The sequence below is a fragment of the Paenibacillus sophorae genome (assembly GCF_018966525.1).
GTDB classification, from domain to species: Bacteria; Bacillota; Bacilli; order Paenibacillales; family Paenibacillaceae; genus Paenibacillus_AQ; species Paenibacillus_AQ sophorae.
In genome coordinates, this window is sequence record NZ_CP076607.1 from 1,927,112 (window position 1) to 1,950,501 (window position 23,390).

The following is a 23,390-nucleotide window of genomic DNA, read 5'->3' on the forward strand; positions in this document are numbered from 1 at the left end:
GATGATGGATATTGCGGCTTTTCATTATATTGCAAACGAACAGGCTCGAAAGGCGAACCCCGATAAAACGCAGGTGCGGTCTATGGACCGTCAAGCGACAGAACAAGTAAAAAGGTTCCACAAAAGCTTTCCCGAATATGAGCCAACGCCTCTGCACAGCCTGAAAGCTTTATCTCGCAAGCTGAACGTGGGCGCTATATGGATCAAGGACGAATCGTACAGATTTGGACTTAACGCTTTTAAAGTGCTGGGAGGCTCTTATGCGGTCGGAAAATATCTGGCGAAGCGGCTCAATATGGATATCTCGGAGATTACATTCGAGAAGCTGCAAATGCCGGAGATTAAAGAGCGGCTAGGGGAGCTTACTTTCGTTACAGCTACTGACGGAAATCACGGCAGGGGGATTGCCTGGGCGGCCAATCGGCTGGGACAGAAATCCGTAGTATTCATGCCCAAAGGCTCATCGGCAGCCAGACTATATAATATAAGAAAGGAAGGGGCGGAAGCCTCAATAACTGAACTGAATTATGATGACACCGTAAGGTTGGCCAATCGGTATGCTGCCGAGCATAACGGAGTCTTGATTCAGGACAGCGCATGGGAAGGCTATGAGGAGATCCCTACCTGGATTATGCAAGGATACAGCACGCTGATTAATGAGACGATGGAGCAAATAAAGGCGGATGGACAGAATGCTCCGACCCATGTATTTCTTCAGGCGGGCGTCGGTTCATTTGCGGCAAGCGTGCTTGGCTATTACGTAGCGGAATTCGGCGACGACCGTCCGGCAACGATCATTGTCGAGCCCAGTGAAGCGGCATGCATCTATAAATCCGCCACGGAAAATGACGGAAAGCCCCATGCGGTAACAGGCGATCTGCCGACGATTATGGCGGGATTGGCCTGCGGGGAGCCCAGCACGGTAGCCTGGGGGATTTTAAGGGATTATGCGGATATGTATATTTCCTGTCCGGATGCTGTTTCGGCCAAGGCCATGAGAATGCTCGGAAATCCTTTACCCGGCGATCCTCAGATCATTTCCGGTGAATCCGGCGCCGTCGGATTGGGAGTTCTGAGTCTGATTCAGGAAGAACAAGCGCTGCGGGAAGTGGGGGAACGACTTCAATTGAACGAGAAATCGAGAGTTCTCATCATAAGCACAGAAGGTGATACGGACCCGGAGGGGTACAGGGATATCGTATGGAACGGCAAGTATCCTTCTTTTTAACCGGACCGGACATGTCTCGTTCATTTTTACATTTTGCGAAAGAAGGGGAAGCGCTTGGATAAGGCAAGCTTCGAACAACAACTCATCGAATGGAGACATGATCTACATAGGTTTCCTGAGACGGCTTTTGAAGAGAAAATGACGTCCGAATATATCGCCAAGGCTTTAACTGCGATGGGGCTCGAGGTTCATACCGGCATTGGCGGCACGGGAGTCGTTGCCAGCCTTAAGGTCGGAAGCGGTACGGGGATGATTGGAATCAGGGCGGACATGGACGCGCTTAACTTTACAGAGGAAGGGGAGCGCCCCTATGCTTCCCGAAATAAGGGCAAAATGCATGCCTGCGGTCATGATGGTCATATGGCCGCCCTGCTGGGCGCGGCTAAATTGTTGACCGAAAGAAAAAATTTCAATGGCACCGTCAGGTTTGTTTTTCAACCAGCCGAGGAGCCGGGAAAAGGCGCGCTTGCCATGATCGGGGAAGGGCTGCTGGAGCAGTTTCCGATGGATGAAATTTACGGGATGCATAATATGCCCGGCATGCCTGAAGGGACGATAGCAACCCGTGCGGGTGGAATTATGGCCTGTGAGGATAATTTTGTCATTCGGATCAAAGGGCAAGGTTCCCATGCCGCCCGGCCGCATATGAGCATAGACCCCTTGGTGATCGCCTCCGAGATTATTCTCGCTCTGCAAACGATCATTTCCCGTAATTTGGACCCGAATGTTCCGGCTGTAATATCCTGTACCGAGATCCATACGGACGGCATCCGGAATGCGATTCCGACGCATGTAGAGATCAAGGGGGACACCCGCAGCTACACGCCCGAGGTTCAACAGATGCTGGAAGAAAGAATGCAGGCCATAATCGAGGGAATATGCAGCATGCATGGCGCGGAATGCCAGTTTGAATATACCCATGAATTTGCGCCGACAGTGAACTGGAAGGAGTGCGTCGATGTCGCTGTAAAAGCGGCTTTGAATGTTGCGGGGGAGGCCAAGGTCGATGCCAACGTACAGCAAGTGATGGTTTCAGAAGACTTTTCCGCATTTTTGCAAAATATTCCGGGATGCTTCGTTTTTATTGGAAACGGTGGCGCATCGGACGGTAAGGGCAATATCCCGCTTCATAACCCGGCCTATGATTTTAATGACAATATTTTGAAAATTGGGGCTGAATATTTCGCAGAATTAATAAGAATTCGGCTGCCTCAATAGCATTCATATGGTAAAGTTAAACAAGCGGCAGCCGCCGCTATAGACGAGATGAGCTGAGAAAGGAAGAGACGAGAATGAGCCTAGAAGAGAACAGACTGGATTTAAGCCGCATTGTGTTTATCGGAAGAACCTTTGAGGAGTACATGGCGATGTTCGGCCTGTCCGAAGGGGAATTGAACGGAAAGACCGTTCTGGATTGTCCGGGCGGCGCATGCGCGTTCACGGCGCGGGCGAATGCCCTTGGAGCGCAGGCGGTGTCGGCCGATATCGCCTACGGCTATGCTGCCCGGGCCCTTAAAGAGAAAGGGCTGGAGGATATCGGGCATGCGATGGACCAATTAGAAAAAGCGCAGGCCGGATTCAAGTGGGACTATTTCGCCTCCATCGAGGAGTTAAGGGCTCATAGAAGCCGCGCTCTGCGGGAGTGCACCTCCGACATGGAAGTTTACCCTGATCGTTATGTTCCGGCGGTACTTCCGGTACTGCCGTTTGAAGACAGCCGGTTCGATCTGACGCTGTCCGCGCATTTTTTGTTCATGTACGGCGACCGGCTGGATTATGACTTTCACCTGAAGTCGCTGCGGGAGCTGCTGCGTGTAACCCGAAACGAACTGCGTATTTATCCGCTGGTCGGTCTGTCGGGTGAACGGTACGCGCAGATGGATGACCTGCTGAATCACATTCGGGAAGACGGCTGCACGGCGGAAGAGGTACAGGTCCCCTATGAGTTTCAAAAAGGTACGGGCCGCATGCTGAGAATTATTAAGGGCTGACACATAGATAACGGGCAATCCGGTCTCCGATGGGGGCCGGAATTTTTTTTGCGCAAAAGTGGCAACATTTCCCTCCGGAATCCGTTAATTAAATAAAGAGATACAAATTTAGCAGTCTTAGGCTGGAGGGGAACATTAGTGAAAAATAACATGGGAGAGGTTCATAGGGGAAGGGGCTGGCGGACAACGCTCAGTCTGATGCTTGCGCTTGTTCTGCTGTGCACCGGCATGTTCGCGGGAGAAGCGGATGCGTCTGGCACACAAATGCTCGTGATAAACAAAAAGGTCAACAAGCTGGCCTTTTTCGATGGCGGCAAGCTGGTTAAGGTATTCCCGGTGGCTACCGGCAAGGAGAAGAGCTTGACACCGGAAGGCCGCTTCAAGATTTTCAATAAAATTAAAAACCGGCCTTATTACAAAGATCATATTCCAGGCGGGGATCCCGCCAATCCGCTTGGCGACCGCTGGCTCGGGCTGGATGCGTACGGCACAAGAGGAACGACTTACGCGATTCACGGCAACAACAGAGAGTCTTCGATCGGCAAGTATGTAAGCGCCGGATGCATCCGGATGCATAACGACGACATCCATTGGCTGTTTCCGCAGGTGAAGAGAAATACGACAGTGGTCATCACCTCCTCGGCGCTTGACATGGAAAGCATTGCGCGGAAATTCGGCTATGTTCTGGGGACGAATACATTTGCCGGAACAATAGTTGTTAACGGCGGGGCGACGAAGCTGAGCCAGCCCTTCATCCTGGAGAATTCCCGCGTGTATGTTCCGCTGAGAGAGACCGCATCCGTGCTCGGGGCAAAGCTGGGGCTGGATTCCGAAGGAGCGCTGACGATCACAATGGGCAGCCGCACGGCGTCGCACAAGCCGCTGGCCGACTACGCCACCGTGAACGGGGCGAAGGTTTCCATGCTAGCGTCGCGCAATGAGAACGGGACCCTGATGATCCCGCTGAGCAGCGTTCCGCTGTTGTTCGGTGTACAGATCAAGTGGACCGGGTCGAGCAGCACCGTTACGATTCAATAAGCATAGAATTCCATAGGTGGGCAATAAAAGCCGATCCGAAATGCCGGACCGGCTTTTTTGAATGTGATTCGTAATAAGTTTTACTGCCGCCAAGGATGGTTCTATGGTACTATTATTTCCGAAAAATTGATTTTATTTAGGCATTAGAGAGGAGTTTTTATTTGAACGCAAGGAACGCAGGCTTTTGGATTAGATTTGGAGCCCAACTTTTGGATGGTCTCTGCTTCTCGCTTCCGGTATCGATTGTCTACTTCCTAATAGCGGGAGGAGACGAAGGGGATGATTCGGGACGACTTGTGATTGATTTCTTGATGATCTGTTATACCGTGCTAGTACCGGTGTTCTGGAATGGCCAGACGATCGGTAAAAGAATATGTAAAATCCGTATCCAAAAACTGGACGGAACTTCGCCCGGTATCGGAGCGATGTTACTACGGAACGGGCTATGCGCGCTGCTGTATGGCCTTACCCTCGGAATTGCCCTGCTTATCAGCCTTATTATGGTGGTTGCTCGGAAAGATAAAAGGGCGATTCACGATTTCGCTGCCGGAACGAAAGTCGTTCATGATTAAAGAATCAGGCCTGAAGAGCTTTTCGCAGCGAATGCTTGAGATTTTCAATGAACATTTGACGAATGTCCGGTTGTAATTCCAGCAGGGAGAGATAGGGATTCAAATCTTCAAGTTCGACCAGCAGAAGCTCTCCTTGTTTGGTCCGGCATGCATCGACGCGCTGGATTCCCCAAGCCAGGTTATTCCACTCGATGAACCGATTCGCAAATTTCCAATCCTCTGCAGTCGGAACATACTCCGATAACATCCATCTCTTCTGTTTGTCCGGCGCATACAGCGCGTATTGAAACTCATGGTCAATAAAATAAAACGATACTTCGTATTCAAAATCAATGAACGGCTGAATCAGGATATTCCGGTCTTCACCGGCACTAAGTTTGGATGTTAACTCATTTGAGGGTACACGCTCCAGACCTATGGAGTCGGCTCCGTCCTTCGGTTTGGAGATGTAAGCTTCGGCATCCGGCAATTTCTCAATCCACTTCACATCATCTATGGTTGGTATGACGGGATATCCTTCCTTCGTAAGCTGTAGCAGATAGTCCTTCCCGTTCATATCGCCCTTGCCGTCAAATGAATTATAGGTTTTGTATGGGTTCGCAGCAACTCTTTCACGAAAAGACAGATACTCGTCCTTGAAATTTGCAACCGGTCCGGCGTTTCGGATCACGATGAGATCATAATTTTTCTCAAAAGCATGAATGTCCTGCGGATGGCAAATTGTGAGCGCGAATGCTTCTCTTAGCCGTGAAGTCAGAAACAAATCTTCTTCATAATAATTTCGCCCTTTGGCTGGGTAATATAGATCGGTGACAAATAATATAGTGTTCATTTACGCCTACGCCCTTCCACTATGTAATCTGGTATCGTTCTTTATAGTTTAAAAGGACGGGAAACTAAACGCTATCCGTATTTTTTTACGGACAAGCGCTATTCCTGTATGAATGAAAACGGTGTAGAATGTAGGGGAATGAAAATTGAACCTGCGCCTACTTGCAGCAGCACACGCGGAAAGGAAAGGATAAACTATGGAACAGAACAAGTACAGTCTTGTCATCGTCGGTTTCGGGGGAATGGGCAGCTATCATGTGCAGTTGATCGAACCGAGCGAGCGGCTGGCGGTAACCGGTGTTTATGATGTGGTCGATTACCGGAAGGAACTCGCGGCAGCCAAGGGCTTTAAGACTTATGACAGTCTGGAAGCGGTGTTATCCGATGAAACGGTAGATGTTGTGCTGATTGCGACGCCTAACGATGTACATAAGGAAATCGCGATCCGGGCGCTTACGGCCGGCAAGCATGTTATTTGCGAGAAGCCGGTTACCGTAGACAGCGCGGACCTGCGTGATATTCTGGAAGTATCGAAAGAATCGGATCGCGTCTTCATGGTGCACCAGAACCGGCGCTGGGACGAAGACTTCCTTATTATCCAGGACCTGATCGAGAAGAAAAAGATCGGTGAGGTGTTCCATCTGGAGTCCCGCGTGCAGGGGGCCAACGGTATTCCCGGCGACTGGCGCCAGCTCAAGGCGTACGGCGGCGGCATGCTGCTGGATTGGGGCGTCCATCTGCTTGATCAGCTCCTGCTGCTCACCGGCAGCAGAATCGACAGCGTTACCGCCGAATTAAGCACTATTCTCGGCACCGAGGTGGATGACGGATTCACCAGCTTTATCCGGTTCAAGGACGGCCTGACCGCCGTAATCGAGGTCGGAACGACCAACTTCATCAAGCTGCCCCGCTGGTATGTCAAAGGCACGGAAGGAACCGCCATTATCCGCGACTGGGATCTCAGCGGGGAGATCGTGGTGAACAATCCGGATGTCGCCAAGGTCGAGCCGAAGCCGATCCAAGCGGGACAAGGACTTACGAAGACGATGGCGCCGCCCTCGGAGGAATCCACTTTGCGCCTGCCGATCGAGAAGGCTCTGAGCACGAAGCAGAGCTTCTATGACAACTTTGTCTCCGTGATCGAAGGCAAGAGCGAGCCTCTGGTCAAGAATGAGGAGGTCCATCGTGTGCTGCGGTTGATCGAGACGATTTTTGAAGCGGCGGAGAAACGGGCCGTCCTTAAAGATCTGGAGCTGTAAACTCTCCTGCCCGAAGCCCCCGGTCTTGCCAGCCGGGACTTCGCTGCCCTATAATTAATATAGATTTCAAATTCGGACAATTGATGGAGGATCTTCCCTACGATGAAGAACTAATACGTTTCCTTATAAGACCAGCCAACTTGTGACTAGCGATATGCACAAGCCGCGGTGCGCCCAATATTGGGCGGACGGTCAGGAATACGTATTTCTTCGGGAAGATCCAAGGGATCGGTAAACGCTTCGTTCAAAAAGGCCAAAGAACAGCTTGCCAGGGATAGCCCGGCTGTATGGATTGTACGGGTAAACCCCGACCCGGGCTTAAATGGAATCTGCCGTGATTAACTCTGTTAATGGCTGCATTCCGCCCGGCAATGAACCTGTTCATGGCTGCTGCCGCTTAGCAGCAGGCCTGCCATCGGCTGCAACGAACCGCGCCATCCTTCTTCCTTTCATACGATATTTTTGACCGCAGCGGCAGCTGCGGTTTTTATTTTTGTATGAACTCGGAGGGATGGACAATGCCGATACTGCATGTGAAAGAGATATCCAAGGAATGGAACGGGAATCCCCTGTTCCGGAATCTATCGTTTGAACTGGCCGAGGGAGAGCGGATGGCGCTCTTCGGGCGCAACGGAGCGGGCAAGACGACGCTGCTGAAGGGGCTGTTGGGCGCTGTGCCTTTTGAGTCGGGGATGGTGTTCCGCGGCCTGCCCGTCAAGGAATGGGGGCTGCTGGATCAGCAGCTTGAGCCAGGGGAAGAAATGACCGCCCGCCGGCTGGTGCTGGAAGGGAACGCCGAGGCGGCACAGCTTAAGGTCCGGCTGGAACGGCTGGGCGGCAGACTCCAAAGCGGCTGCGGAGCGGAGAAGGCCTTGCTGGATGATTACGGCGAAGCCTATGAGGACTATCTTCGGCTGGACGGCTACGGCTGGGAGGCGAAGGCGGAAAAAGCGTTGCGGCAGCTGAATCTTCCGCAGGAGGTTTGGGATCTGCCTTACCAGTCTTTGAGCGGCGGGCAGAAGACGCGGGCGCAGCTCTCCCGGCTGCTGGCCCGGCAGCCGCGATTGCTGCTGCTGGATGAGCCGACCAACCATCTTGACGCGGACACGATGGAATGGCTGGAGGAGTGGGTGTCCGGCTATTCCGGCACCGTGCTGTACATCTCGCATGACCGCCGCTTTATCGACCGCACGGCGACCTCCGTGCTGGAGCTAAGGCCGGATGGCTGCAGACGATATGCCGGAGGGTACACACAGTACCGCAAGCAGAAGGCTGTGGAAGCCAGGGAACTGGAGGCGCGGTATAGAAGACAGGAGCTGGAAAAGAAAAAGCTGGAGGAGGCCATCCGGCGTTATGCGGAATGGTTCCAGCAGGCGCACCGCGCCGCCGCTCAGAACGATTTTCTGCGGTCGAAATCGAAGAAGAACGTCTCCCGGCTGCATGCGAAGGAATCGGCGCTGGATCGGCTGAACCGGGAGCGCACGGCGGAGCCCCGGGAGAGCGCCAAGCTGAACATGCAGCTTACGGGAGGGGAATTCGCCGCCGGGACCCTGCTGAGGACGGAGCATGCGGAGTTTGCGTACCCGGGCGGGAGTCCTCTGCTGAAGGACTTCAGCCTTTCGGTCCGCCGGTTCGACCGGATCGGCGTTATCGGGGCGAACGGGTCCGGCAAGTCGACGCTGCTGAAGCTTCTGGCGGGAATCTGCGCGCCAACCGGCGGGACGGTCGCTCTTCACCCGCAGACCACGGTCGGATATTTTGCCCAGGAGCTGGAGCAGCTCGATCTTTCCTCTACCATTCTGGACAGTCTGCTTCAGCTCCCGGAAATGACGGTGACGGAGGCAAGAACGATTTTGGGCTGTTTTTTATTCACGCGGGAAGATGCCTTCAAGCTAATCGGCAGCTTAAGCCTCGGCGAGAAATGCCGCGTCGCTTTCTTGCGGCTCTACTTCGGCAGGGCGAATCTGCTGGTGCTGGACGAACCGACCAACTACCTAGATATTGATACAAGGGAAGTTATTGAGGAAGCCTTGAAGTCTTATCCCGGCGCGCTGCTGCTCGTAACGCATGACCGGTATTTGCTGTCTAATATCGCGAACCGGCTGGTCGTGCTGGAGCGCGGGCGCTTCCCGAGGCAGTTCCCCGGTACCTATGAGGAGTATCTGTCCAAAGACCGGGAGCATACGATGACGGAACAAGAGCGGGCCGCAGAGGATGAGCTTGGCTTACTGCAGCTGCGGCTGACGCGGCTCATCCAGGCGGAAACACCGGAGAGTGACGATGAGAACATGGCGCTGCTGGAGGAGATTAAGCGGCTGCGCCGAAGGATTGAGGAGCTGGAGAAGAAGGGGTAAAAATTGAGCTGCTACTGATACAAAGAAGCTGCCCCGCCGTTATTAGGCTGAAGGCAGCTTCTTTTGTTAGGAGGCGGGTATGTCTGCTTGGCTAGAGAAATCTTGAAAGGATTATTTCTCGCCTTGAACCAGCGCTATCTCCACCGCCTTTTTCAAGACCTTGCTGGAATTGCTCGCGCCGCTGACGGCATCCACATCCAGCGACTGTTTGGCGACGATTTCTTTAAGAATGACTTCGGCGGGAGCGCCATGCCCGTTCTTATGCTTCAGCAGGTCGATCTTGGTCACTTTGCCGTTCTGCACGCTAACCTGAACTTTGGCGTCGATAAAGCGCACATCGTATTCTCCCACGTAAGTACCGTCGGCAAGACGGGAGAAGGGGATATTGGATATGGTGAGATTCTTAATCTTGTCTTGATAGCTGTTGACCTGATACAGATAAGTAAGCCCCCAGCCTGCCCCCACGAGCAGAATAAGAGCAGCGGTTATCAGCAGTTTCTTCTTCACAGTTTAACCTCCCTAAGTTTAAAGGCTGTATCATATTAGAAAAAGCTTTCGATCTGCGAAGCCAGCCTGGCCGGAACTTCCGTCAGCTTCTTGGCGCCCGGACAGACGATCTTGCCTCTGCAGGTCATGCCCGAGATGCGGAAGAATTCGTTCATGGCGGCGAGGCAGGATGAGCTTTGGCGCAGCAGCCGGTTCAGCGGAAACGGCGTATTGCACGCGGTCATCAGCAGGTACTGCTGGCTTTTGGACAGCGTCGGTTTCGGAGCAAGCCCAGCGCCGCTGCGGTCCATCGCCTTGACTGCCAGCCTGTCGAATAGGAGCTTGACCTGGCCCGGCACATTGGCGTAATACGTAGGCGCGGACAGAATAACCAAGTCGCTGAAAGCCAGCTTTACCCATAAATCGGCAAGCTCGCCGCTGGGAGGGCATACTCCGTTTGCCCGGCAATCCGGGCAACCTTTGCAGGCGGATATGTCCATCTTATATAAATCGCAGATGTCTGTTTCCCAGCCCGCTTTCGCAGCCGCCTGTACGGCAATTTGCAGCATCTTGGCCGTCATTCCGTCCGGCCTGGGGCCGCCTTTAATGGCCAGCAGCCGTTTCGTTGGCATCTTGAACCTCCTTTGCGATCATGCGCAGCAGCAGATTGCAGCCGTATTCCAGCAGCCCATTCGTTGTTGCGCCCATCGTCTCGGAGATATAGCTGCTTTTGCGGTGCGCCACCATAATGAGCGAGGACAGGCTGCTCCAATAGATCAGAATGGCTTCCTTGATCCGCGTGTCCGGGTTAACGGCTCCTTCCGCGATTCCCTGAAGGATTATAACCTCAAGAATGGCGTTAATCTCTTCCCCGACATTGAAAATGTCTCTCTTCACCTCCGGCAAATCCCGGCTGTCCAACGGTTGGGTCTGGAAATCGACAATGCCGGCGAAAAGGTAGGGAGAGGACTCATAGAACGTAATCAGACTGTCGCATAGGGCACGATACTTGTAAAAAAAGTCCGTCTCGCCATCCAGACTGCGCAGAATATGCTCTTTAAGCTGTATAAATCCTTTTAGTACGATCCGGCCGTGAATCTCCTCCTTGCTTGGAAACTGAATGTATACCGTGCGTTTGCTGTATTCGGCGCTTTTGGCGATGTCATCCATCGTCGTCGCCGCAAAGCCTTTTTCCGCGAACAGTTCCTCTGCCGCACGGAGAATATTCTCTTGATGAAGCGAGGCGATGGCCTCTTTGCGCGTTGTACGGTCCAACAGTGTTAAACCTCCAGTTCTAAAAGTAAACTATGAGTTTACTTGAATGGTATCATCTTTTTGGTACGGTGTAAATCCTGATTTTTACAGGGGGAAGGGAAATGAAGGATATGAAGCCGGATTGCCGAATGGTATTAAGGAATGTTTTGGAAAAATAGTGGCCATAAAGGGGAGTTCAAGAGGATGAATACCAGCCTATACATGATTAGACATGCCGTTTCCCCGTATCTGCACGGACAGGAACGAAACCGTGGTCTATCAGATCAAGGAGCAGCCGATGCGCGAAGAGTGAAGGAGATTTTGAAGAACGAAGAGATTGGGCATTTTGTATCCAGCCCTTACGCGCGGGCGGTTGCTACCATGCAGCCATTGGCGGAAGAGGCCGGGAAGGAGATTATTTTATATGAAGGGCTGCGGGAAAGAGCGTTTGGAACTATAGGCAGGGAATTTGGGGATGAAGAATTGCTCGCTGCGATCCGCCGTTCTTTTTGAAGACGAAGGTTATAAACTTGAAGAGGGCGAAAGCAACAAGGAAGCCGAAGAGCGCGCCATCCCGATTATTAAGCGGCTGCTGCGGGAACATGCGGGGAGCAAAATTGCAATTGGAACCCACGGCAATATCATGTCGATCATCATGCACTATTACGATGAAGCGTACGGATTCGATTTCTTGTTGTCGACGACCAAGCCGGATATTTATAAGTTGGAATTTGCGGGGCAGAAGCTGGTGAGGGTAGAAAGGTTATGGGAACCGGGGCCTGGCTCAAAATAAAATGCCGCCCCATCAGGAGCGGCGTTCGTCAGCATTTCTTTTTCGAGGAAAAGTCCGGATTATGCGTTCAGACGCTTGTGGTTCTGATGCGCCAGCGTGAGCAGCGCGACGTAGATCGGCTGGACGTTGAATTTTTTGCCGAACTCGAATTTGTACGAGCCGATTTGCGGGTTATTGGTTTTGAAGTACGGCGATTGAATGAAGTGGATAGTGATTTCGCTGTCATCAAAGCCGGTGCCGCCCGTTTCCATCGTAACTTCGTAAATCGATTCGAGGGAGATGGAAGCAACCCGGGTCTTTTTGCCGGTCACGCCCTGATGGTCGATAAAAATCAGCCGTTCGTCTGTAATGATAAACGTATCCCGCACGAGACGGAATCCCATCTGGATCTTCTCATCCGGCATCAGGTAAATTCCGTACTGACTGCTCAGTTCGGGAATGGAAACCTCGGAATAATTGCCCAGCAGTCCGCTAAATAGATTCGCGATTTCAAGCACCTCCTATTGTCAAAACAAACTGTAAAAGTATCGTCTTAATAATTCCACGCTCAGGGCGGCTTTTCCTTTATGCCGCCGGCAAATTCTATTTTTGAGATGGAGGTAATGCGGATATGAACCAAGAGGACAGGCGCTCTCAATGCTGCAACCTTTCCGTATGTATTTCGTCTGTTAAGGAGAGGAATAGATCCAAGACTGTCAAGATCAGCAGGGAGATGACACATATGAACAAGTATATAAAAATGATGACGGCAGGCGTTATACTCACGGGAATGCTGGGTCTTGCCGCATGCAGTTCCGGAGGCGGAGAAGCGTCCCCGTCGCCATCGGCGGCCGTCTTGCCGTCTGTACCGCCTTCGGCTGACGCATCGTCAGCCCCAGCGACTTCCGCCACTTCTCCGGCGGCCAGTGATGTTGCCCCAACGGGCAGTCCGAGCGGTTCCGCCACGCCTTCGGCCGCGCAGCTCACAGAGCTGCTTGAGCTGGCCAAGCAGGGCAAAGCGCCGGGTATTCCGTTCGCCGCGCATACGGATCTCATTGACGATGTGAAGAAGGCTTGGGGTGAGCCGGACAAGGAAGAAAGCGCGGGCAAAGGCATCTACGCCACTTACAATGCCAAGCATGCGGTGATCGGGTTCAACAAGGGCAGTCTGATTTTCGATGTCCGTTCCAGCGCCGCCGAGCTGCAGCAGCTGACACTGGAGCAGATTCAAGCCACGCTCGGCAAGCCGGACGACATAAAAACCAGCGGGAACGACAGCATCTATATTTACAAGGCGGGCGCCCAGTACCAATTGAAATTCGTGATTCCGAAGTCTGCCGGTAAAGTCGATCACATTTCCGTCTTCTCCGAACAGGATTCGATTAACAATATGGCCGGTTAGTAAGCAGGCGGGCAAGGCCGAAGGTTCAGGCAGTTAAGAGCAGTCAGGAGGGACTTCCCGCCTGGCTGTTTTTTTTGAATTATATGTTGACAATAAAGGATTCACGCTGTATATTTATCTTAAATCAAAGACATTTGGATTAAAGAAATTATAAACGAAGATGTTTGGGTCAAAGATATATGCAGGAGGTGATTCAATGCCCAATCAATTGGACGACGCTCAAGCGACTTCCCTTAAGCTGTTTGTTGTTCTATCCAAGGCTTACAGAGCGATTTCGGATCAAGCTATAAGGGATGTCAGGCAGTACGGATTGTCACCTTCCGAATTTGCGATTCTCGAAGTGCTGTATGCCAAGGGGAAAATTCCCATGCAGCAGATTGGAGAAAAGATTTTAATCACAAGCGGAAGTATTACCTACAATATCGACAAGCTGGAGAAGAAAAATCTGTTAAGACGCGTGCCATCCCATGAAGACCGGAGAGTGATCTATGCTGAAATCACGGACGCCGGAAATGATTTGTTTAATCGGATCTTTCCCGAACATGCCGATAAAATCCATTCACTAATGGAGGGGATTTCCCAGGATGAACAGCAGGAAGCGATTGTACTGCTTAAGAAATTGGGGAAACAGGCGAAAGGTTTAGGCTAACCGCTTCTATAGTTTAAAAATCCAATTAGGAGGCTGTGCATTATGCAAACGATGGTGTATACCCCTGCTTTGCAGGGAAAGGGCGAATTTGACGGCGGGAAAATCAAAGAACAAAAGCCGATTGGCTTTTCGGGCGAAGGATCGGTGATCAATCGGGTGGGCCCCTTATTTTATTGGGCATGGGCCACTTCAAGCACCGAAGCCAAGATCGGTCTGCACCCCCATCAAGGTTTTGAGATTTTGACATATGTAGTGGAGGGCAATGCCTTTCACGGGGATACCTTAGGTACGGACAGCACAGTGGGCGCAGGCGGGGCCCAGGTCATGCAAACAGGCTCGGGCGTAAGTCATCAAGAAAGGCTTAGTGCAGATTCGGAGCTTTTTCAAATATGGTTCGAGCCGGATTTGACGGAAGCGTTTCGGAGAACGCCAACTTACCGGCAGTATGCGCATGAAGATTTTCCGCAGGAAACGAGCGAAGCTGGATTTACCGTAAAGACGGTTATTGGTCCCGGCGCTCCCGTTCAATTGGTCACAGACAGCGAAATGTGGGATGTTGAAATAGGCGGTGGTGCCCGGTATGTACAAAAAGTACCTGCTGGCTATACTTTAACGGCTTTAGCCATTCGCGGGAAAGGAACATGGGGAGAGTCAGGAGCATCGAAGGAGCCTGTGCCTTTTCGGCATAAAGATTTCATCATTAAAGCCGTGGAAGCCGATACGGAGGTAGAAATAATGAACTCGTCTGATCAAGACGCGCTGCGTCTGATTTTCATCAAGGTTCCTTCCAAGGTGAGTTATCCTCTTTACCCTAAAAGAAAGTGATTTCTATCGATTTTTGTCAAATATCTTTGAATAAAGATTTTTTAAACCAAAACAATTAGGAGATGATTTAAATGGTAGCATTGGGATTACTGTTGGTTCGTTTGGTAGTGGGACTGTTGTTCATCGGGCATGGCGCTCAAAAGCTGTTTGGCTGGTTCGGTGGTTATGGCCCGAAAGGAACGGGGGGCTGGATGGATTCAATCGGGATTAAACCGGGCGTATTCATGGCAGTGCTGGCGGGACTGCTCGAGCTGCTCGGAGGTGTTCTTTTTGCTCTCGGACTATTCACTCCGCTTGCCGCCTTGTTTATTACGCTGACCATGCTCGGCGCCATCGTTAAGGTGCATGGCAAGAACGGATTGTGGGTAACCGCCAATGGCTATGAATATAACGCTGTCTTGATCGCGGTAGCCATCGGAATTGCTTTGATCGGTGCAGGGGCATATTCGCTGGATGCGGTATTGAATATTTAATTGAGAATGATCTCGAATCGGTGAGTACAAATCCACTATAAGAAAGAGGTTGTTATTATGACGACAAATCCATTCATGAAAGCAGCGAGATTTCACCAATATGGAGGAGCGGATGTTATCCGGTATGAGGATGCACCCGTTCCGGAAGTAACCGAGGATGAAGTGCTGATTAAAGTTGCCGCCACCTCATTTAATCCGTTCGATGCAAAATTGCGTTCGGGGGCATTTCAGGCGTTTCTACCGATCGAGCTACCTTTTACGCCCTCTGTAAATGTCTCAGGCACTGTTGTGAAAGTAGGCGACTCCGTTACAACGTTTCGGGAAGGAGACAATGTTTTCGCTTATCTTGATGTGACAAGGAATGGTGCCGCCGCAGAGTACGTCGTCAGCAAAGCTGTTCATATCGCTCATGCACCCAAGACATTTGACTTGCACGAATCGGCCGCAGTACCAAGCGTAGCGTTAACTGCCTGGCAAGCCTTATTCGACTACGGCAATCTGCAGTCCGGTCAGCGGGTGCTTATTACGGCCGCCGCAGGGGGTGTGGGAACGTTAGCCGTGCAATTGGCGAAGTGGAAAGGTGCTTACGTCATTGGTACGGCGTCTGAAAAAAGCTTTTCCATGCTTGAACAGCTGGGCATCGATGAAATCATTGATTATAAAAAACAATCCGTTGTTGAAGCATTGAAAAGCAAGGTAGACGTGATCTTCAATCTTTCACCTGCCGGTAAGAAGGAAATAAACAACCTTCTGCAGCTGCTAAATGAAGGTGGAACGTTCATATCCGCCGTATCTCCCGCGGATGAGAACATGGCGAAAGAACTGGGAGTAAAAGCCGTTCGATTAAACTCTCACCCCGATGCGGAGCAATTAACTCAAATCGCTGAATTACTCGATGCGGGGGTAATGAAGCCTGTTATTACGGAAAAAACAAAACTTAGCGAACTGGCGGAAGTCCATCAAAAATTTGAAGACGGAAAAGTTAGCGGAAGAGTATTGATCATCGTTGACGGAGTAAAATAATTTTTTTCAAGGAGGATTCAGGCATGACAACTTTACGGGATTTTGAGAACAAAGTGGTGCTCATTACAGGAGCCGCAACCGGAATCGGACGCGCCGCGGCGCTTGCATTTGCGAAACGCGGGGCAGTGATAGCCATCGGTGATGTAGATGAAAGAAGCAATGAAACGGTCAAGCTGATTAAAGAAGCAGGGGGAGAGGCTGTTTTTTACAAAACAGATGTATCGAATAAGGAGCAAGCCGCGGCTTTGGTTGAACAAACGGTCAATCGGTTCGGCCGCCTGGATCACGCATTTAATAACGCCGGAGTCCTGCCGCCGTCCAAACCTTTTATTGAGATGGATGAGAGTGATTTTGACAGAACGATTGCAGTCGATCTTAAGGGTGTATTCCTGATGATGAAATATGAGATTGAAATGATGTTGAAATCAGGCGGCGGTACGATTGTAAATACGGCGTCAATTGCGGGACTCATCGCAGATCCGTTCATGGCTCCTTACGTGGCTGCGAAACATGGCGTGGTAGGACTGACCAAAGCGGCGGGCATCGAGTATGCTTCGCAAGGGATTCGCGTAAATGGGGTAGCGCCCGGACTCACTGAAACCCCTATGATTAAGAACTGGCTGGATGATCCCGAAACCCGGAAAGTTGTATTGGCAAATGTCCCTGCGGCGCGAATGGCCCAACCTGAAGAGATTGCGGAAATGGTCGTTTTCTTGTCCTCTCCCGCAGCAAGCTTTGCAGCAGGGCAAACCTTCACGCTGGATGGCGGTCAGACCGCCCGCTGATTGATATGTTACTGCAGAGGAGGTGAAACATATGAGCAAACACGCAGGCGAGGATTGGATTGCAAGCTGGTATGCAAGTCCGGAGCCCATCTGGGGCGACGAATTTCCATTCTTAACGAATCTTCCTGAAAAGCTGAACAACCAGACGATTCGTCAGGTTGCGCGTATCAGTCTTGGTGGCCAGCGGGTAAGGGTTGAACTGTCCAACGAATATGGCAAGCGGCCGCTGGTCATCGGCGAGGCAGCTATCGCTCTGACAGGAACGGGTTCGAAAATTGTCCAAGGATCGAACCGAAAGCTCGCCTTCAGCGGAAAAAGATCCATTGCGATTCCTATTGGAGCAACGATTTTAAGCGATCCGGTCGAACTGGATATCGATCCGCTCAGTAGTGTGAGTATCAGTGTATTTTTGTCCGAAGAAACAGAGCCAACAACCTTCCATTGGGATGCCCGCCAGACGACTTATATAGCAAATGGGAACCATATATCAGACATAGACATTGATGCAGATACCACTACTGTCGCAAGTATGTACTTAAAAAGAATATTCGTTGATGCGCCGATGAATGCGGGCACCGTTGTGGCGATAGGGGACTCTCTTACCGATGGGGCTTCAGCCACCGTCGATGCCAATACGCGTTGGCCGAACTTCTTGGCCAATCGCCTTGTACCACAAAACGTATCTGTCCTCAATGCGGGAATATCGGGGGGGCGCTTGCTCAACAACGTAAAGGGAATCAATGTATTGGCCCGTTTCGACCGCGATGTACTGAATCAGCCGAATGTGAAGACCGTGATTGTGATTATAGGGAGCAACGATATCGGCATGCCAGGCATGGCCTTCGCCCCGACTGAATCTTTACCTGCGGCTGATGCGCTTATTGCGGGCTACCGTCAACTCATTGCACGCGCTCATGCCCGCAATGTCCGAATCATTGGCGGAACGCTGCCGCCGTTCCAAATGTATTATACGGAGGTCAAGGAAAAGCTGCGCCAGCAGGTAAACGAATGGATTCGGAGCGGAGAGTTCGATGCCGTATTCGATCTCGATGCCTTATCGAGAGATCCCGATCACCCTTCACGTTTTTTGCCGGTGTTTGATTCAGGTGATCACCTTCATCCGGGTGACGCCGGGAATAAGAGGATCGCTGAAGCGATGGACCTCGATATGCTCTTGGTTGACAGAAAATAAATTGACTATGTTTTACAAAATACATTCATTTCCTGAGGAGGAACTCTTATGTCTAAGTTGAATATTGGAATTATTCTGGGAAGTACGCGTCAAGGCCGTTTAAGTCCGCAAGTAGGCGAATGGGTAAAGCGTATCGCCGACCAGCGCGGCGACGCCAATTATGAAATTGTTGATATCGCCGACTACAAGCTTCCATTGCTTGGCGAAGCCGATGCTGCCGCGCAAGCGACCGCCTGGAATGAAAAGCTGGCATCCTTGGACGGCTTCGTCTTTATCGTCCAGGAGTACAATCACAGCATTACGGGCGCGCTGAAGAACGCCCTCGATTATGCACGTGAGGCATGGAACAATAAAGCAGCGGGGATTGTAAGCTACGGCTCTGTAGGCGGCGCCCGTGCGGCTGAGCACCTGCGCGGCATTTTGGGTGAACTTTCTGTAGCGGACGTTCGCATCCATGTGGCTTTATCTCTCTTCACCGATTTTGAGAACGGACAGGTATTCAAGCCGTCCGATTTTCATCTCACGAACGTAAACGGCATGCTGGATCAAGTGCTCGCCTGGAGCGGCGCGCTGAAGACGCTGCGCTAATATGAATACCTCTCACTGCCAGATTTGAACTGTACTCCAATTTGGACAATCGAAATAAATAAAGTCATGCTGACCAAAGGTGGCTCCTGAATTTATCAGGAGTCATCTTTTTGTTGCGTCCTTCAAGGAGGCCGTCAGGCGTTTCTTCTTGGCTGGAGTCCCCCGGTAAGGGCCTGTTATAATAGCGGGAAGAGTTCCGGCAGGGAGTAGGAGGATCGGCATGGTTCTAGAATTGAACGAAAACGGGTATACGGTATCCGCTAATGGAATAACGGTCGAATTGTTCGCCAAAGAGTTCGCCCTGCTAAGGTTCCTGTACCGCAACCGGGGGCGGGCCTTCAGCCGGGAGCAGCTTCTGGACAGCGTATGGCCGCTCGAATATCCGGTGGAACGCACGGTGGACGATCATATCTACCGGCTTCGCAAGAAGCTCGGTCCGTTTGAAGGCCTGACTATCCGTACGGTCCGGGGATTCGGATACTGCCTGACCGTGCGGGAGCAGGCGCCGGGCATTGACGCCAGCCCGTCCGCCCAAGACGGGGAACTGCGGGAGAAGATGCGGGAGGTATTCGTCAAATATCATCAGTACGGGCAGGGGAAATCAATGCTGGCGCTTGCCCGTCAGCAGGATATTTTGGGTTATGAGCTGGACCCGTTTTATTCTGTTTACGTGCGTTTTGTGCAGGGCGATCTGGAGTGGCTGCTCAGCGGGGGAGATACGCCCGGTTTCGAGCGCGCATACTGGTTGCTGCTGATCTTTATGTTCGCGGGGGAGCCGCAGGACGCTTTGGACTATTGCGAGCAAGTGCTTGCGGCAGGACTTCTGCCTCCGTCCCAGCACCGCGAAATGGAAATCCTTAACATTCTGGAATTGTACGCGCTGACGGGAGCGCCGGAGAAGGCGCTGGAACGGCTGAAGCTGACCCGGCGGGTCATTGCGGAACCGGGCTACGAAAATTTCGACACACCCGTGTCCATCGCTGAGATGCTCGTCCACCTGATGATGGGGACTCCGGACGGGGATATGCAAAGAATGGCGGAATCGATTGAAGACCTGCTTAAGGCGAAGCCTTTTTTGCGGGAAATAGGTAGCTATACCATCGTCAAAGGGCTTTGGATGCTGAGGAATAATGAAAGACGTATGGGCGAATCGCTGCTGGATGAAGGACTCGGCGTACTGGATCTATCCGGATTCGTGCCTATACGGTTGTTTGGACTTTACCGGATCACGCATTTTTGTCGGCAGTTTGTGTTCAAGGGCGGGGAAGCGGTGCGGCGCAAATACGAGGCGTTATTCACGGAAGAGCAGGCGCACTGCGGGCTTCCCGGAAATATGGTACGGATCGAAGCAGCGCTGGACGCTTTTTTAAAGTGTGATGGGGAAGCTGAAATGCCCTGACGGCGATGTCGTGCAGGCGGGCTGGGGAGCGGTCCGCTCTCTGATATTTCTCTGATAAACCGGCGGTATACTCGGCGTATTGAAAGGCGGGTACAGCCGGATGGAGGAATATTAAAATGAGTATCGAAGCCCCTTTAACTAAAATGGAGGTGCGGGCTGGTCGCGGCCTGCTTGGCAACAAAATCTTTATACGCGTATATACGGCATACGCGGCGGCAGAATTTGGCAGCTGGTTCGACTCGCTGGCGATTCAGGTGCTGGTCGCCTACCGCTGGCAGGCCGGTCCGCTGCTGCTGGCGCTCATTCCCGTCAGCCTGGCGCTGCCGGGAATCGTGTTGGGCTCCTTGGCGGGAGTGGCCGCCGACCGGCTGAACAAGCTGAAGCTGATGCGCCTATGCGATCTGTTTACCGCCGTGCTTACCGCTGCGGTGCTGCTCGCACCGGGCATGCTCTGGCTGCTGCCGCTGCTTGCGATGCGGTCGGCCGTCTCGGCGCTGAATGTCCCGGCCCAGCAGTCGCTCACCCGGAGCATCGTCCGCGAGGACCAGCTGCTTCAGGCCGCATCCCTCAACGGTTTCGTGACGCAGGGCTCCAAAATCGCCGGTCCCCTGCTGGGCGGAGTCGCCCTGGCGGTTCTTTCGCCCGCCTGGTGCATTGCGCTGAATGCCTGCATGCGGCTGTCTTCGTATGTGCTGCTGCTATCCATAAAGAACGCTGATGCAAATGAGAGCACAGGTGCGGATATGGATGAACGGATGAAAGCAGGGGACCAAGCTGCCATGGACGCAGAGGAGCAAGCTCCCGGCGGGAAGCCGCTTTCGGCTCGGGAAATGTGGAAGGAAGGCTGGGGCTTTATTCTTCGCAGTAGGCTGCTGCGCAATACGATGCTGTTCGGCCTGCTGGGCGCCCTGTCGATCCAGATGGTCGATTTCCAGTTCGCCAGTCTGTTCCACACCCTTGCCCCGGATAGGGAATATTTGCTCGGCTGGCTGGTGTCGGCTGCGGGGGCGGGAGCGGTGCTGACGATTGCGGCCATGAACCGGGTAGGGCGCGGCGCAGGCTATGGGTCCAGACTGGGCGGAGGCTATGTGCTGATCGGCGCGGCCATCGGAGGGCTGGGCCTGCTTCCGCCCGGTGTTTCTCCCCTTCCCGTGCTGCTGCTGGGTCTGCTGATGGGTGCCGGTAACGGGATGTTCATGATCGCCTTTAATTACTGCCTGCAAAAAATAACGCCTCCCCATATGACGGGCAGGGTGTTCGGCATTCAGAGCATGGTGCTGAGCGCCGTAATGATTGCCGCTCCGCTGCTGGGCGGTGCGCTGGTCGATCTGGCAGGGCCTCGGCGGATCTTCGCCGGCTTCGGCCTCGTGATCGCGCTGGTCGGTGCAGCGGGAATTCTTCTCAGACGACAGATGTGGCCAGAGGAGAAGGAGGAAAACAGGGCAACAGCTGCAAGCTTTAATGCCGGTTCACAGAATGAATAAAAATAAATCGGGCACCTCTTGGGGAATAGTCCAAACTAGTTTCTGGGTTTAACATACACTTAAAGGGTCAAATGCATCATGTGACTATGCAAAAGTATACTTTAAGGCAGGTGAACCTGGAAAAATGATTGAGCTGGTTTTGACAATCAACGATAGGGACGGAAGCTACACAGAGCATGCGGGTGTTGTTCTTGCATCCATTTTCTCCAATACTCAGCAAACGCTCAATGTCCACATTGTCCATGATGATTCACTAAGCGAAGAGAACAAGTTAAGGCTCACTCAGTTGGTGGAGGCGTTTCATCACAACATCTTTTTTTATCCTGTTACCGTTCCCGGAGATTTTCTTGAAGTTGCGGCCGGCGTGAATAAAATCGACTATTGGACAATGGCAAGTATGTACCGTTTGCTGCTTCCGCAGATTATTCAGGCTGACAGGGTTATTTATCTGGACTGCGACATTCTGGTCAATATGGATATTAATGAATTGTGGAGCATTGACCTGGGAGATCGGTATTTGGGCGCCGTGCTTGATCAGGGCGAGAACTTGATGGAGTACTTTATTTCGCTGGGGCTTAACGCGGAGCTTTATTTTAACTCGGGGGTCATTCTGTTTCATTTGGACAATATCCGAAGCAGACAGACCTGGTATGCAGAAATGCTCGGTTTCATGCGCACTTTTCCGTCGATGACCATGCCTGACCAGGATATTCTGAATGCGGTGTACAGCTTATATTATTTGCAATTGGATCAGCGGTTTAATACATTCGCTCACCCCGAGCTCGATTTGGAGAATAAAATTGTTCATTTCGCCGGAAACAGCAAATGGTGGAATGAAGATTCGCCCGCGGCGCCGCTCTACCAGAAATATCTTGCCATGACCCCCTGGTCCCAGGGATTTATACCAGCTCCTGTCTCCGTGCCGGAGCCGGTCATCATCCCGCTAGACCCGCCGCCTCCGCCGCAGGAAGAACAGTCGATTGCTCCGCCGGAACCGCCCGCTCCGGAAATTCAGGTTCCCGATCCCCCGGTTCTTGAAATCTCTGTCCCGCAGCAGGAAGTACCGCAGATTGTTCCCGTAAAACCGCACAGACGGAAACGCCGCAGATTGGTACGGCTACGGAGAAGATTGAGACTGAGAAGGAGATTGCGGCTGCGGCGAAGATTAAGACTGAGACTGAAAAAGTTCAGATTGATTCGTGCGAAATACCGTTCCCGTAAGCGGGTAAAACTGCTCAAGCGTCGGCGTACAGCGAAGAGTAAAGCCCTGAAACCGGCCAGAAAGAGGCTGCGGCGGGCCCGATCCATTAACAAAACCCGTACGAAACGTCCGTTAAAGCGTACCTCATAATCGTTTATTGCACACTCGCCCTAAGCCTTCAGCCTGAGCGTTAGAATGAAGAAAGATGTAAATTTGGATGGTTTGATCCCGCGGATAAGGCCCGACTGCTCCCATTGGCTTAAAGGGAGCAGTTGGTGCATTCAGGACGGAATATTCAGAGCGGTCTGAATGTTTTGCAGATCCAGCTGAACTTGCTCGTTAATATTGTAGGGATGATATAAGCCTCGCTGCATCATGTAGCCGGTAATCATCTCATGAATGTCGATGGCTTCCTGGTCAAACACGATTCCTTGCATAAGTTTAGACTTGGCAGACAGAGCGTTTTAAAGTTAAGCGCTTCATGAAGTTCCATGGATTCATGCAGCGCTAGGGTTGGTGTATTCATAAGTGATATGCTGAAAACTAAAGCAGGAATTGATGCTCGTATTCCGGGTTATACGCGC

The 23,390-nt window shown here is 52.1% G+C and carries 25 protein-coding genes and 1 pseudogene; 20 read left to right on the forward strand and 6 right to left on the reverse strand.

What is annotated here, in order from left to right; all coding sequences use genetic code 11:
* The first annotated feature begins 1 nt into the window (after position 1).
* The 5 genes from dpaL (at position 2) to KP014_RS08985 (ending at position 4,829) form a co-directional block, all read left to right on the forward strand.
* Positions 2 to 1,228, forward strand: a complete 1,227-nt coding sequence (gene dpaL / locus KP014_RS08965) for a diaminopropionate ammonia-lyase (protein ID WP_036588701.1) — start codon at positions 2 to 4, stop codon at positions 1,226 to 1,228.
* A gap of 54 nt (positions 1,229 to 1,282) precedes the next feature.
* On the forward strand, positions 1,283 to 2,446 hold the full coding sequence (locus KP014_RS08970; RefSeq protein ID WP_036588699.1) for a M20 aminoacylase family protein: 1,164 nt from the start codon (positions 1,283 to 1,285) through the stop codon (positions 2,444 to 2,446).
* A 74-nt stretch (positions 2,447 to 2,520) separates the two neighbouring features.
* Positions 2,521 to 3,219: an SAM-dependent methyltransferase gene (locus KP014_RS08975; protein ID WP_036588697.1), complete on the forward strand. Its 699-nt coding sequence runs from the start codon at positions 2,521 to 2,523 to the stop codon at positions 3,217 to 3,219.
* A 138-nt stretch (positions 3,220 to 3,357) separates the two neighbouring features.
* Entirely contained in the window at positions 3,358 to 4,257 is a 900-nt protein-coding gene (locus KP014_RS08980) for a L,D-transpeptidase family protein (protein WP_343223073.1), read from the forward strand.
* A 161-nt stretch (positions 4,258 to 4,418) separates the two neighbouring features.
* The gene (locus tag KP014_RS08985) at positions 4,419 to 4,829 is read left to right on the forward strand and encodes an RDD family protein (protein WP_036588694.1); all 411 of its coding nucleotides are present in this window, start codon (positions 4,419 to 4,421) and stop codon (positions 4,827 to 4,829) included.
* Between the two features lie 4 nt (positions 4,830 to 4,833).
* On the opposite strand, the gene KP014_RS08990 is transcribed toward KP014_RS08985, so the two are convergent.
* Positions 4,834 to 5,661 (reverse strand): ATP-grasp domain-containing protein, encoded by an 828-nt coding sequence (locus KP014_RS08990; protein ID WP_036588692.1) that lies wholly within the window; start codon positions 5,659 to 5,661, stop codon positions 4,834 to 4,836.
* A 196-nt stretch (positions 5,662 to 5,857) separates the two neighbouring features.
* Between KP014_RS08990 and KP014_RS08995 the strand changes: the two genes are divergently transcribed.
* Positions 5,858 to 6,919 (forward strand): Gfo/Idh/MocA family protein, encoded by a 1,062-nt coding sequence (locus KP014_RS08995; protein WP_036588690.1) that lies wholly within the window; start codon positions 5,858 to 5,860, stop codon positions 6,917 to 6,919.
* Positions 6,920 to 7,437: 518 nt separating this feature from the next.
* On the forward strand, positions 7,438 to 9,273 hold the full coding sequence (gene abc-f / locus KP014_RS09000) for a ribosomal protection-like ABC-F family protein (protein ID WP_090834034.1): 1,836 nt from the start codon (positions 7,438 to 7,440) through the stop codon (positions 9,271 to 9,273).
* A gap of 111 nt (positions 9,274 to 9,384) precedes the next feature.
* Here abc-f and KP014_RS09005 read toward each other — a convergent pair whose 3' ends face one another.
* Genes KP014_RS09005 through KP014_RS09015 form a run of 3 tightly spaced genes read right to left on the reverse strand, consistent with a single transcriptional unit; the run spans position 9,385 to position 11,034 of the window.
* A complete protein-coding gene (locus KP014_RS09005; protein ID WP_036587212.1) occupies positions 9,385 to 9,780 on the reverse strand; it encodes an FMN-binding protein in 396 nt (131 codons plus the stop codon).
* A gap of 35 nt (positions 9,781 to 9,815) precedes the next feature.
* Positions 9,816 to 10,391 carry a flavodoxin family protein gene (locus tag KP014_RS09010; protein WP_036587209.1) on the reverse strand — a complete coding sequence of 192 codons (576 nt, stop codon included), beginning with the start codon at positions 10,389 to 10,391 and terminating at the stop codon, positions 9,816 to 9,818.
* The gene (locus KP014_RS09015) at positions 10,363 to 11,034 is read right to left on the reverse strand and encodes a TetR/AcrR family transcriptional regulator (protein WP_036587206.1); all 672 of its coding nucleotides are present in this window, start codon (positions 11,032 to 11,034) and stop codon (positions 10,363 to 10,365) included. Before KP014_RS09015 ends, KP014_RS09010 begins: the two co-directional genes overlap by 29 nt.
* A 183-nt stretch (positions 11,035 to 11,217) precedes the next feature.
* Here KP014_RS09015 and KP014_RS29050 point away from each other — a divergent pair, with 183 nt between their 5' ends.
* The gene (locus KP014_RS29050) at positions 11,218 to 11,526 is read left to right on the forward strand and encodes a histidine phosphatase family protein (protein WP_051499213.1); all 309 of its coding nucleotides are present in this window, start codon (positions 11,218 to 11,220) and stop codon (positions 11,524 to 11,526) included.
* Positions 11,489 to 11,806 carry a histidine phosphatase family protein gene (locus KP014_RS29055; RefSeq protein WP_051499211.1) on the forward strand — a complete coding sequence of 106 codons (318 nt, stop codon included), beginning with the start codon at positions 11,489 to 11,491 and terminating at the stop codon, positions 11,804 to 11,806. The genes KP014_RS29050 and KP014_RS29055 overlap by 38 nt, the downstream gene beginning before the upstream one ends.
* Before the next feature lie 59 nt (positions 11,807 to 11,865).
* On the opposite strand, the gene KP014_RS09025 is transcribed toward KP014_RS29055, so the two are convergent.
* Complete coding sequence (locus KP014_RS09025) at positions 11,866 to 12,303, reverse strand: PH domain-containing protein (protein ID WP_246590680.1); 438 nt, start codon at positions 12,301 to 12,303, stop codon at positions 11,866 to 11,868.
* 224 nt (positions 12,304 to 12,527) lie between these two features.
* Between KP014_RS09025 and KP014_RS09030 the strand changes: the two genes are divergently transcribed.
* The 11 genes from KP014_RS09030 (at position 12,528) to KP014_RS09080 (ending at position 22,956) form a co-directional block, all read left to right on the forward strand.
* Positions 12,528 to 13,187, forward strand: a complete 660-nt coding sequence (locus KP014_RS09030; RefSeq protein ID WP_175491829.1) for a YjgB family protein — start codon at positions 12,528 to 12,530, stop codon at positions 13,185 to 13,187.
* Between the two features lie 196 nt (positions 13,188 to 13,383).
* Positions 13,384 to 13,836 carry a MarR family winged helix-turn-helix transcriptional regulator gene (locus tag KP014_RS09035; protein WP_036602102.1) on the forward strand — a complete coding sequence of 151 codons (453 nt, stop codon included), beginning with the start codon at positions 13,384 to 13,386 and terminating at the stop codon, positions 13,834 to 13,836.
* Between the two features lie 42 nt (positions 13,837 to 13,878).
* Complete coding sequence (locus KP014_RS09040) at positions 13,879 to 14,661, forward strand: pirin family protein (RefSeq protein ID WP_036602099.1); 783 nt, start codon at positions 13,879 to 13,881, stop codon at positions 14,659 to 14,661.
* 71 nt (positions 14,662 to 14,732) lie between these two features.
* Entirely contained in the window at positions 14,733 to 15,134 is a 402-nt protein-coding gene (locus KP014_RS09045) for a DoxX family protein (protein ID WP_025333592.1), read from the forward strand.
* A 57-nt stretch (positions 15,135 to 15,191) separates the two neighbouring features.
* A complete protein-coding gene (locus tag KP014_RS09050; protein ID WP_051500524.1) occupies positions 15,192 to 16,157 on the forward strand; it encodes an NADP-dependent oxidoreductase in 966 nt (321 codons plus the stop codon).
* Positions 16,158 to 16,180: 23 nt separating this feature from the next.
* Complete coding sequence (locus KP014_RS09055; RefSeq protein ID WP_036602095.1) at positions 16,181 to 16,942, forward strand: SDR family NAD(P)-dependent oxidoreductase; 762 nt, start codon at positions 16,181 to 16,183, stop codon at positions 16,940 to 16,942.
* A gap of 31 nt (positions 16,943 to 16,973) precedes the next feature.
* Positions 16,974 to 18,134, forward strand: coding sequence for an SGNH/GDSL hydrolase family protein (locus KP014_RS09060; RefSeq protein WP_051500523.1), 1,161 nt, complete (start codon positions 16,974 to 16,976; stop codon positions 18,132 to 18,134).
* A gap of 48 nt (positions 18,135 to 18,182) precedes the next feature.
* Positions 18,183 to 18,722 (forward strand): NADPH-dependent FMN reductase, encoded by a 540-nt coding sequence (locus tag KP014_RS09065; RefSeq protein ID WP_036602092.1) that lies wholly within the window; start codon positions 18,183 to 18,185, stop codon positions 18,720 to 18,722.
* 220 nt (positions 18,723 to 18,942) lie between these two features.
* On the forward strand, positions 18,943 to 20,121 hold the full coding sequence (locus tag KP014_RS09070; protein ID WP_090834032.1) for a winged helix-turn-helix domain-containing protein: 1,179 nt from the start codon (positions 18,943 to 18,945) through the stop codon (positions 20,119 to 20,121).
* A gap of 116 nt (positions 20,122 to 20,237) precedes the next feature.
* On the forward strand, positions 20,238 to 21,605 hold the full coding sequence (locus tag KP014_RS09075; protein ID WP_246590681.1) for an MFS transporter: 1,368 nt from the start codon (positions 20,238 to 20,240) through the stop codon (positions 21,603 to 21,605).
* Positions 21,606 to 21,729: 124 nt separating this feature from the next.
* Positions 21,730 to 22,956: a glycosyltransferase family 8 protein gene (locus KP014_RS09080; RefSeq protein WP_036598700.1), complete on the forward strand. Its 1,227-nt coding sequence runs from the start codon at positions 21,730 to 21,732 to the stop codon at positions 22,954 to 22,956.
* Between the two features lie 131 nt (positions 22,957 to 23,087).
* Here the strand turns inward: KP014_RS09080 and KP014_RS09085 are convergent.
* A pseudogene (locus KP014_RS09085) lies at positions 23,088 to 23,332 on the reverse strand (hypothetical protein).
* Between the last annotated feature and the right edge of the window lie 58 nt (positions 23,333 to 23,390).

What these genes read in the sequence shown, in the direction of transcription:
- dpaL (WP_036588701.1), top strand. Translation starts at nt 2, where the DNA reads ATGATGGATATTGCGGCTTTTCATTATATTGCAAACGAACAGGCTCGA.
- KP014_RS08975 (WP_036588697.1), top strand. Translation starts at nt 2,521, where the DNA reads ATGAGCCTAGAAGAGAACAGACTGGATTTAAGCCGCATTGTGTTTATC.
- KP014_RS08990 (WP_036588692.1), bottom strand. Translation starts at nt 5,661, where the DNA reads ATGAACACTATATTATTTGTCACCGATCTATATTACCCAGCCAAAGGG.
- KP014_RS08995 (WP_036588690.1), top strand. Translation starts at nt 5,858, where the DNA reads ATGGAACAGAACAAGTACAGTCTTGTCATCGTCGGTTTCGGGGGAATG.
- abc-f (WP_090834034.1), top strand. Translation starts at nt 7,438, where the DNA reads ATGCCGATACTGCATGTGAAAGAGATATCCAAGGAATGGAACGGGAAT.
- KP014_RS09010 (WP_036587209.1), bottom strand. Translation starts at nt 10,391, where the DNA reads ATGCCAACGAAACGGCTGCTGGCCATTAAAGGCGGCCCCAGGCCGGAC.
- KP014_RS29050 (WP_051499213.1), top strand. Translation starts at nt 11,218, where the DNA reads ATGAATACCAGCCTATACATGATTAGACATGCCGTTTCCCCGTATCTG.
- KP014_RS29055 (WP_051499211.1), top strand. Translation starts at nt 11,489, where the DNA reads ATGAAGAATTGCTCGCTGCGATCCGCCGTTCTTTTTGAAGACGAAGGT.
- KP014_RS09030 (WP_175491829.1), top strand. Translation starts at nt 12,528, where the DNA reads ATGAACAAGTATATAAAAATGATGACGGCAGGCGTTATACTCACGGGA.
- KP014_RS09035 (WP_036602102.1), top strand. Translation starts at nt 13,384, where the DNA reads ATGCCCAATCAATTGGACGACGCTCAAGCGACTTCCCTTAAGCTGTTT.
- KP014_RS09040 (WP_036602099.1), top strand. Translation starts at nt 13,879, where the DNA reads ATGCAAACGATGGTGTATACCCCTGCTTTGCAGGGAAAGGGCGAATTT.
- KP014_RS09045 (WP_025333592.1), top strand. Translation starts at nt 14,733, where the DNA reads ATGGTAGCATTGGGATTACTGTTGGTTCGTTTGGTAGTGGGACTGTTG.
- KP014_RS09050 (WP_051500524.1), top strand. Translation starts at nt 15,192, where the DNA reads ATGACGACAAATCCATTCATGAAAGCAGCGAGATTTCACCAATATGGA.
- KP014_RS09055 (WP_036602095.1), top strand. Translation starts at nt 16,181, where the DNA reads ATGACAACTTTACGGGATTTTGAGAACAAAGTGGTGCTCATTACAGGA.
- KP014_RS09060 (WP_051500523.1), top strand. Translation starts at nt 16,974, where the DNA reads ATGAGCAAACACGCAGGCGAGGATTGGATTGCAAGCTGGTATGCAAGT.
- KP014_RS09065 (WP_036602092.1), top strand. Translation starts at nt 18,183, where the DNA reads ATGTCTAAGTTGAATATTGGAATTATTCTGGGAAGTACGCGTCAAGGC.
- KP014_RS09070 (WP_090834032.1), top strand. Translation starts at nt 18,943, where the DNA reads ATGGTTCTAGAATTGAACGAAAACGGGTATACGGTATCCGCTAATGGA.
- KP014_RS09075 (WP_246590681.1), top strand. Translation starts at nt 20,238, where the DNA reads ATGAGTATCGAAGCCCCTTTAACTAAAATGGAGGTGCGGGCTGGTCGC.
- KP014_RS09080 (WP_036598700.1), top strand. Translation starts at nt 21,730, where the DNA reads ATGATTGAGCTGGTTTTGACAATCAACGATAGGGACGGAAGCTACACA.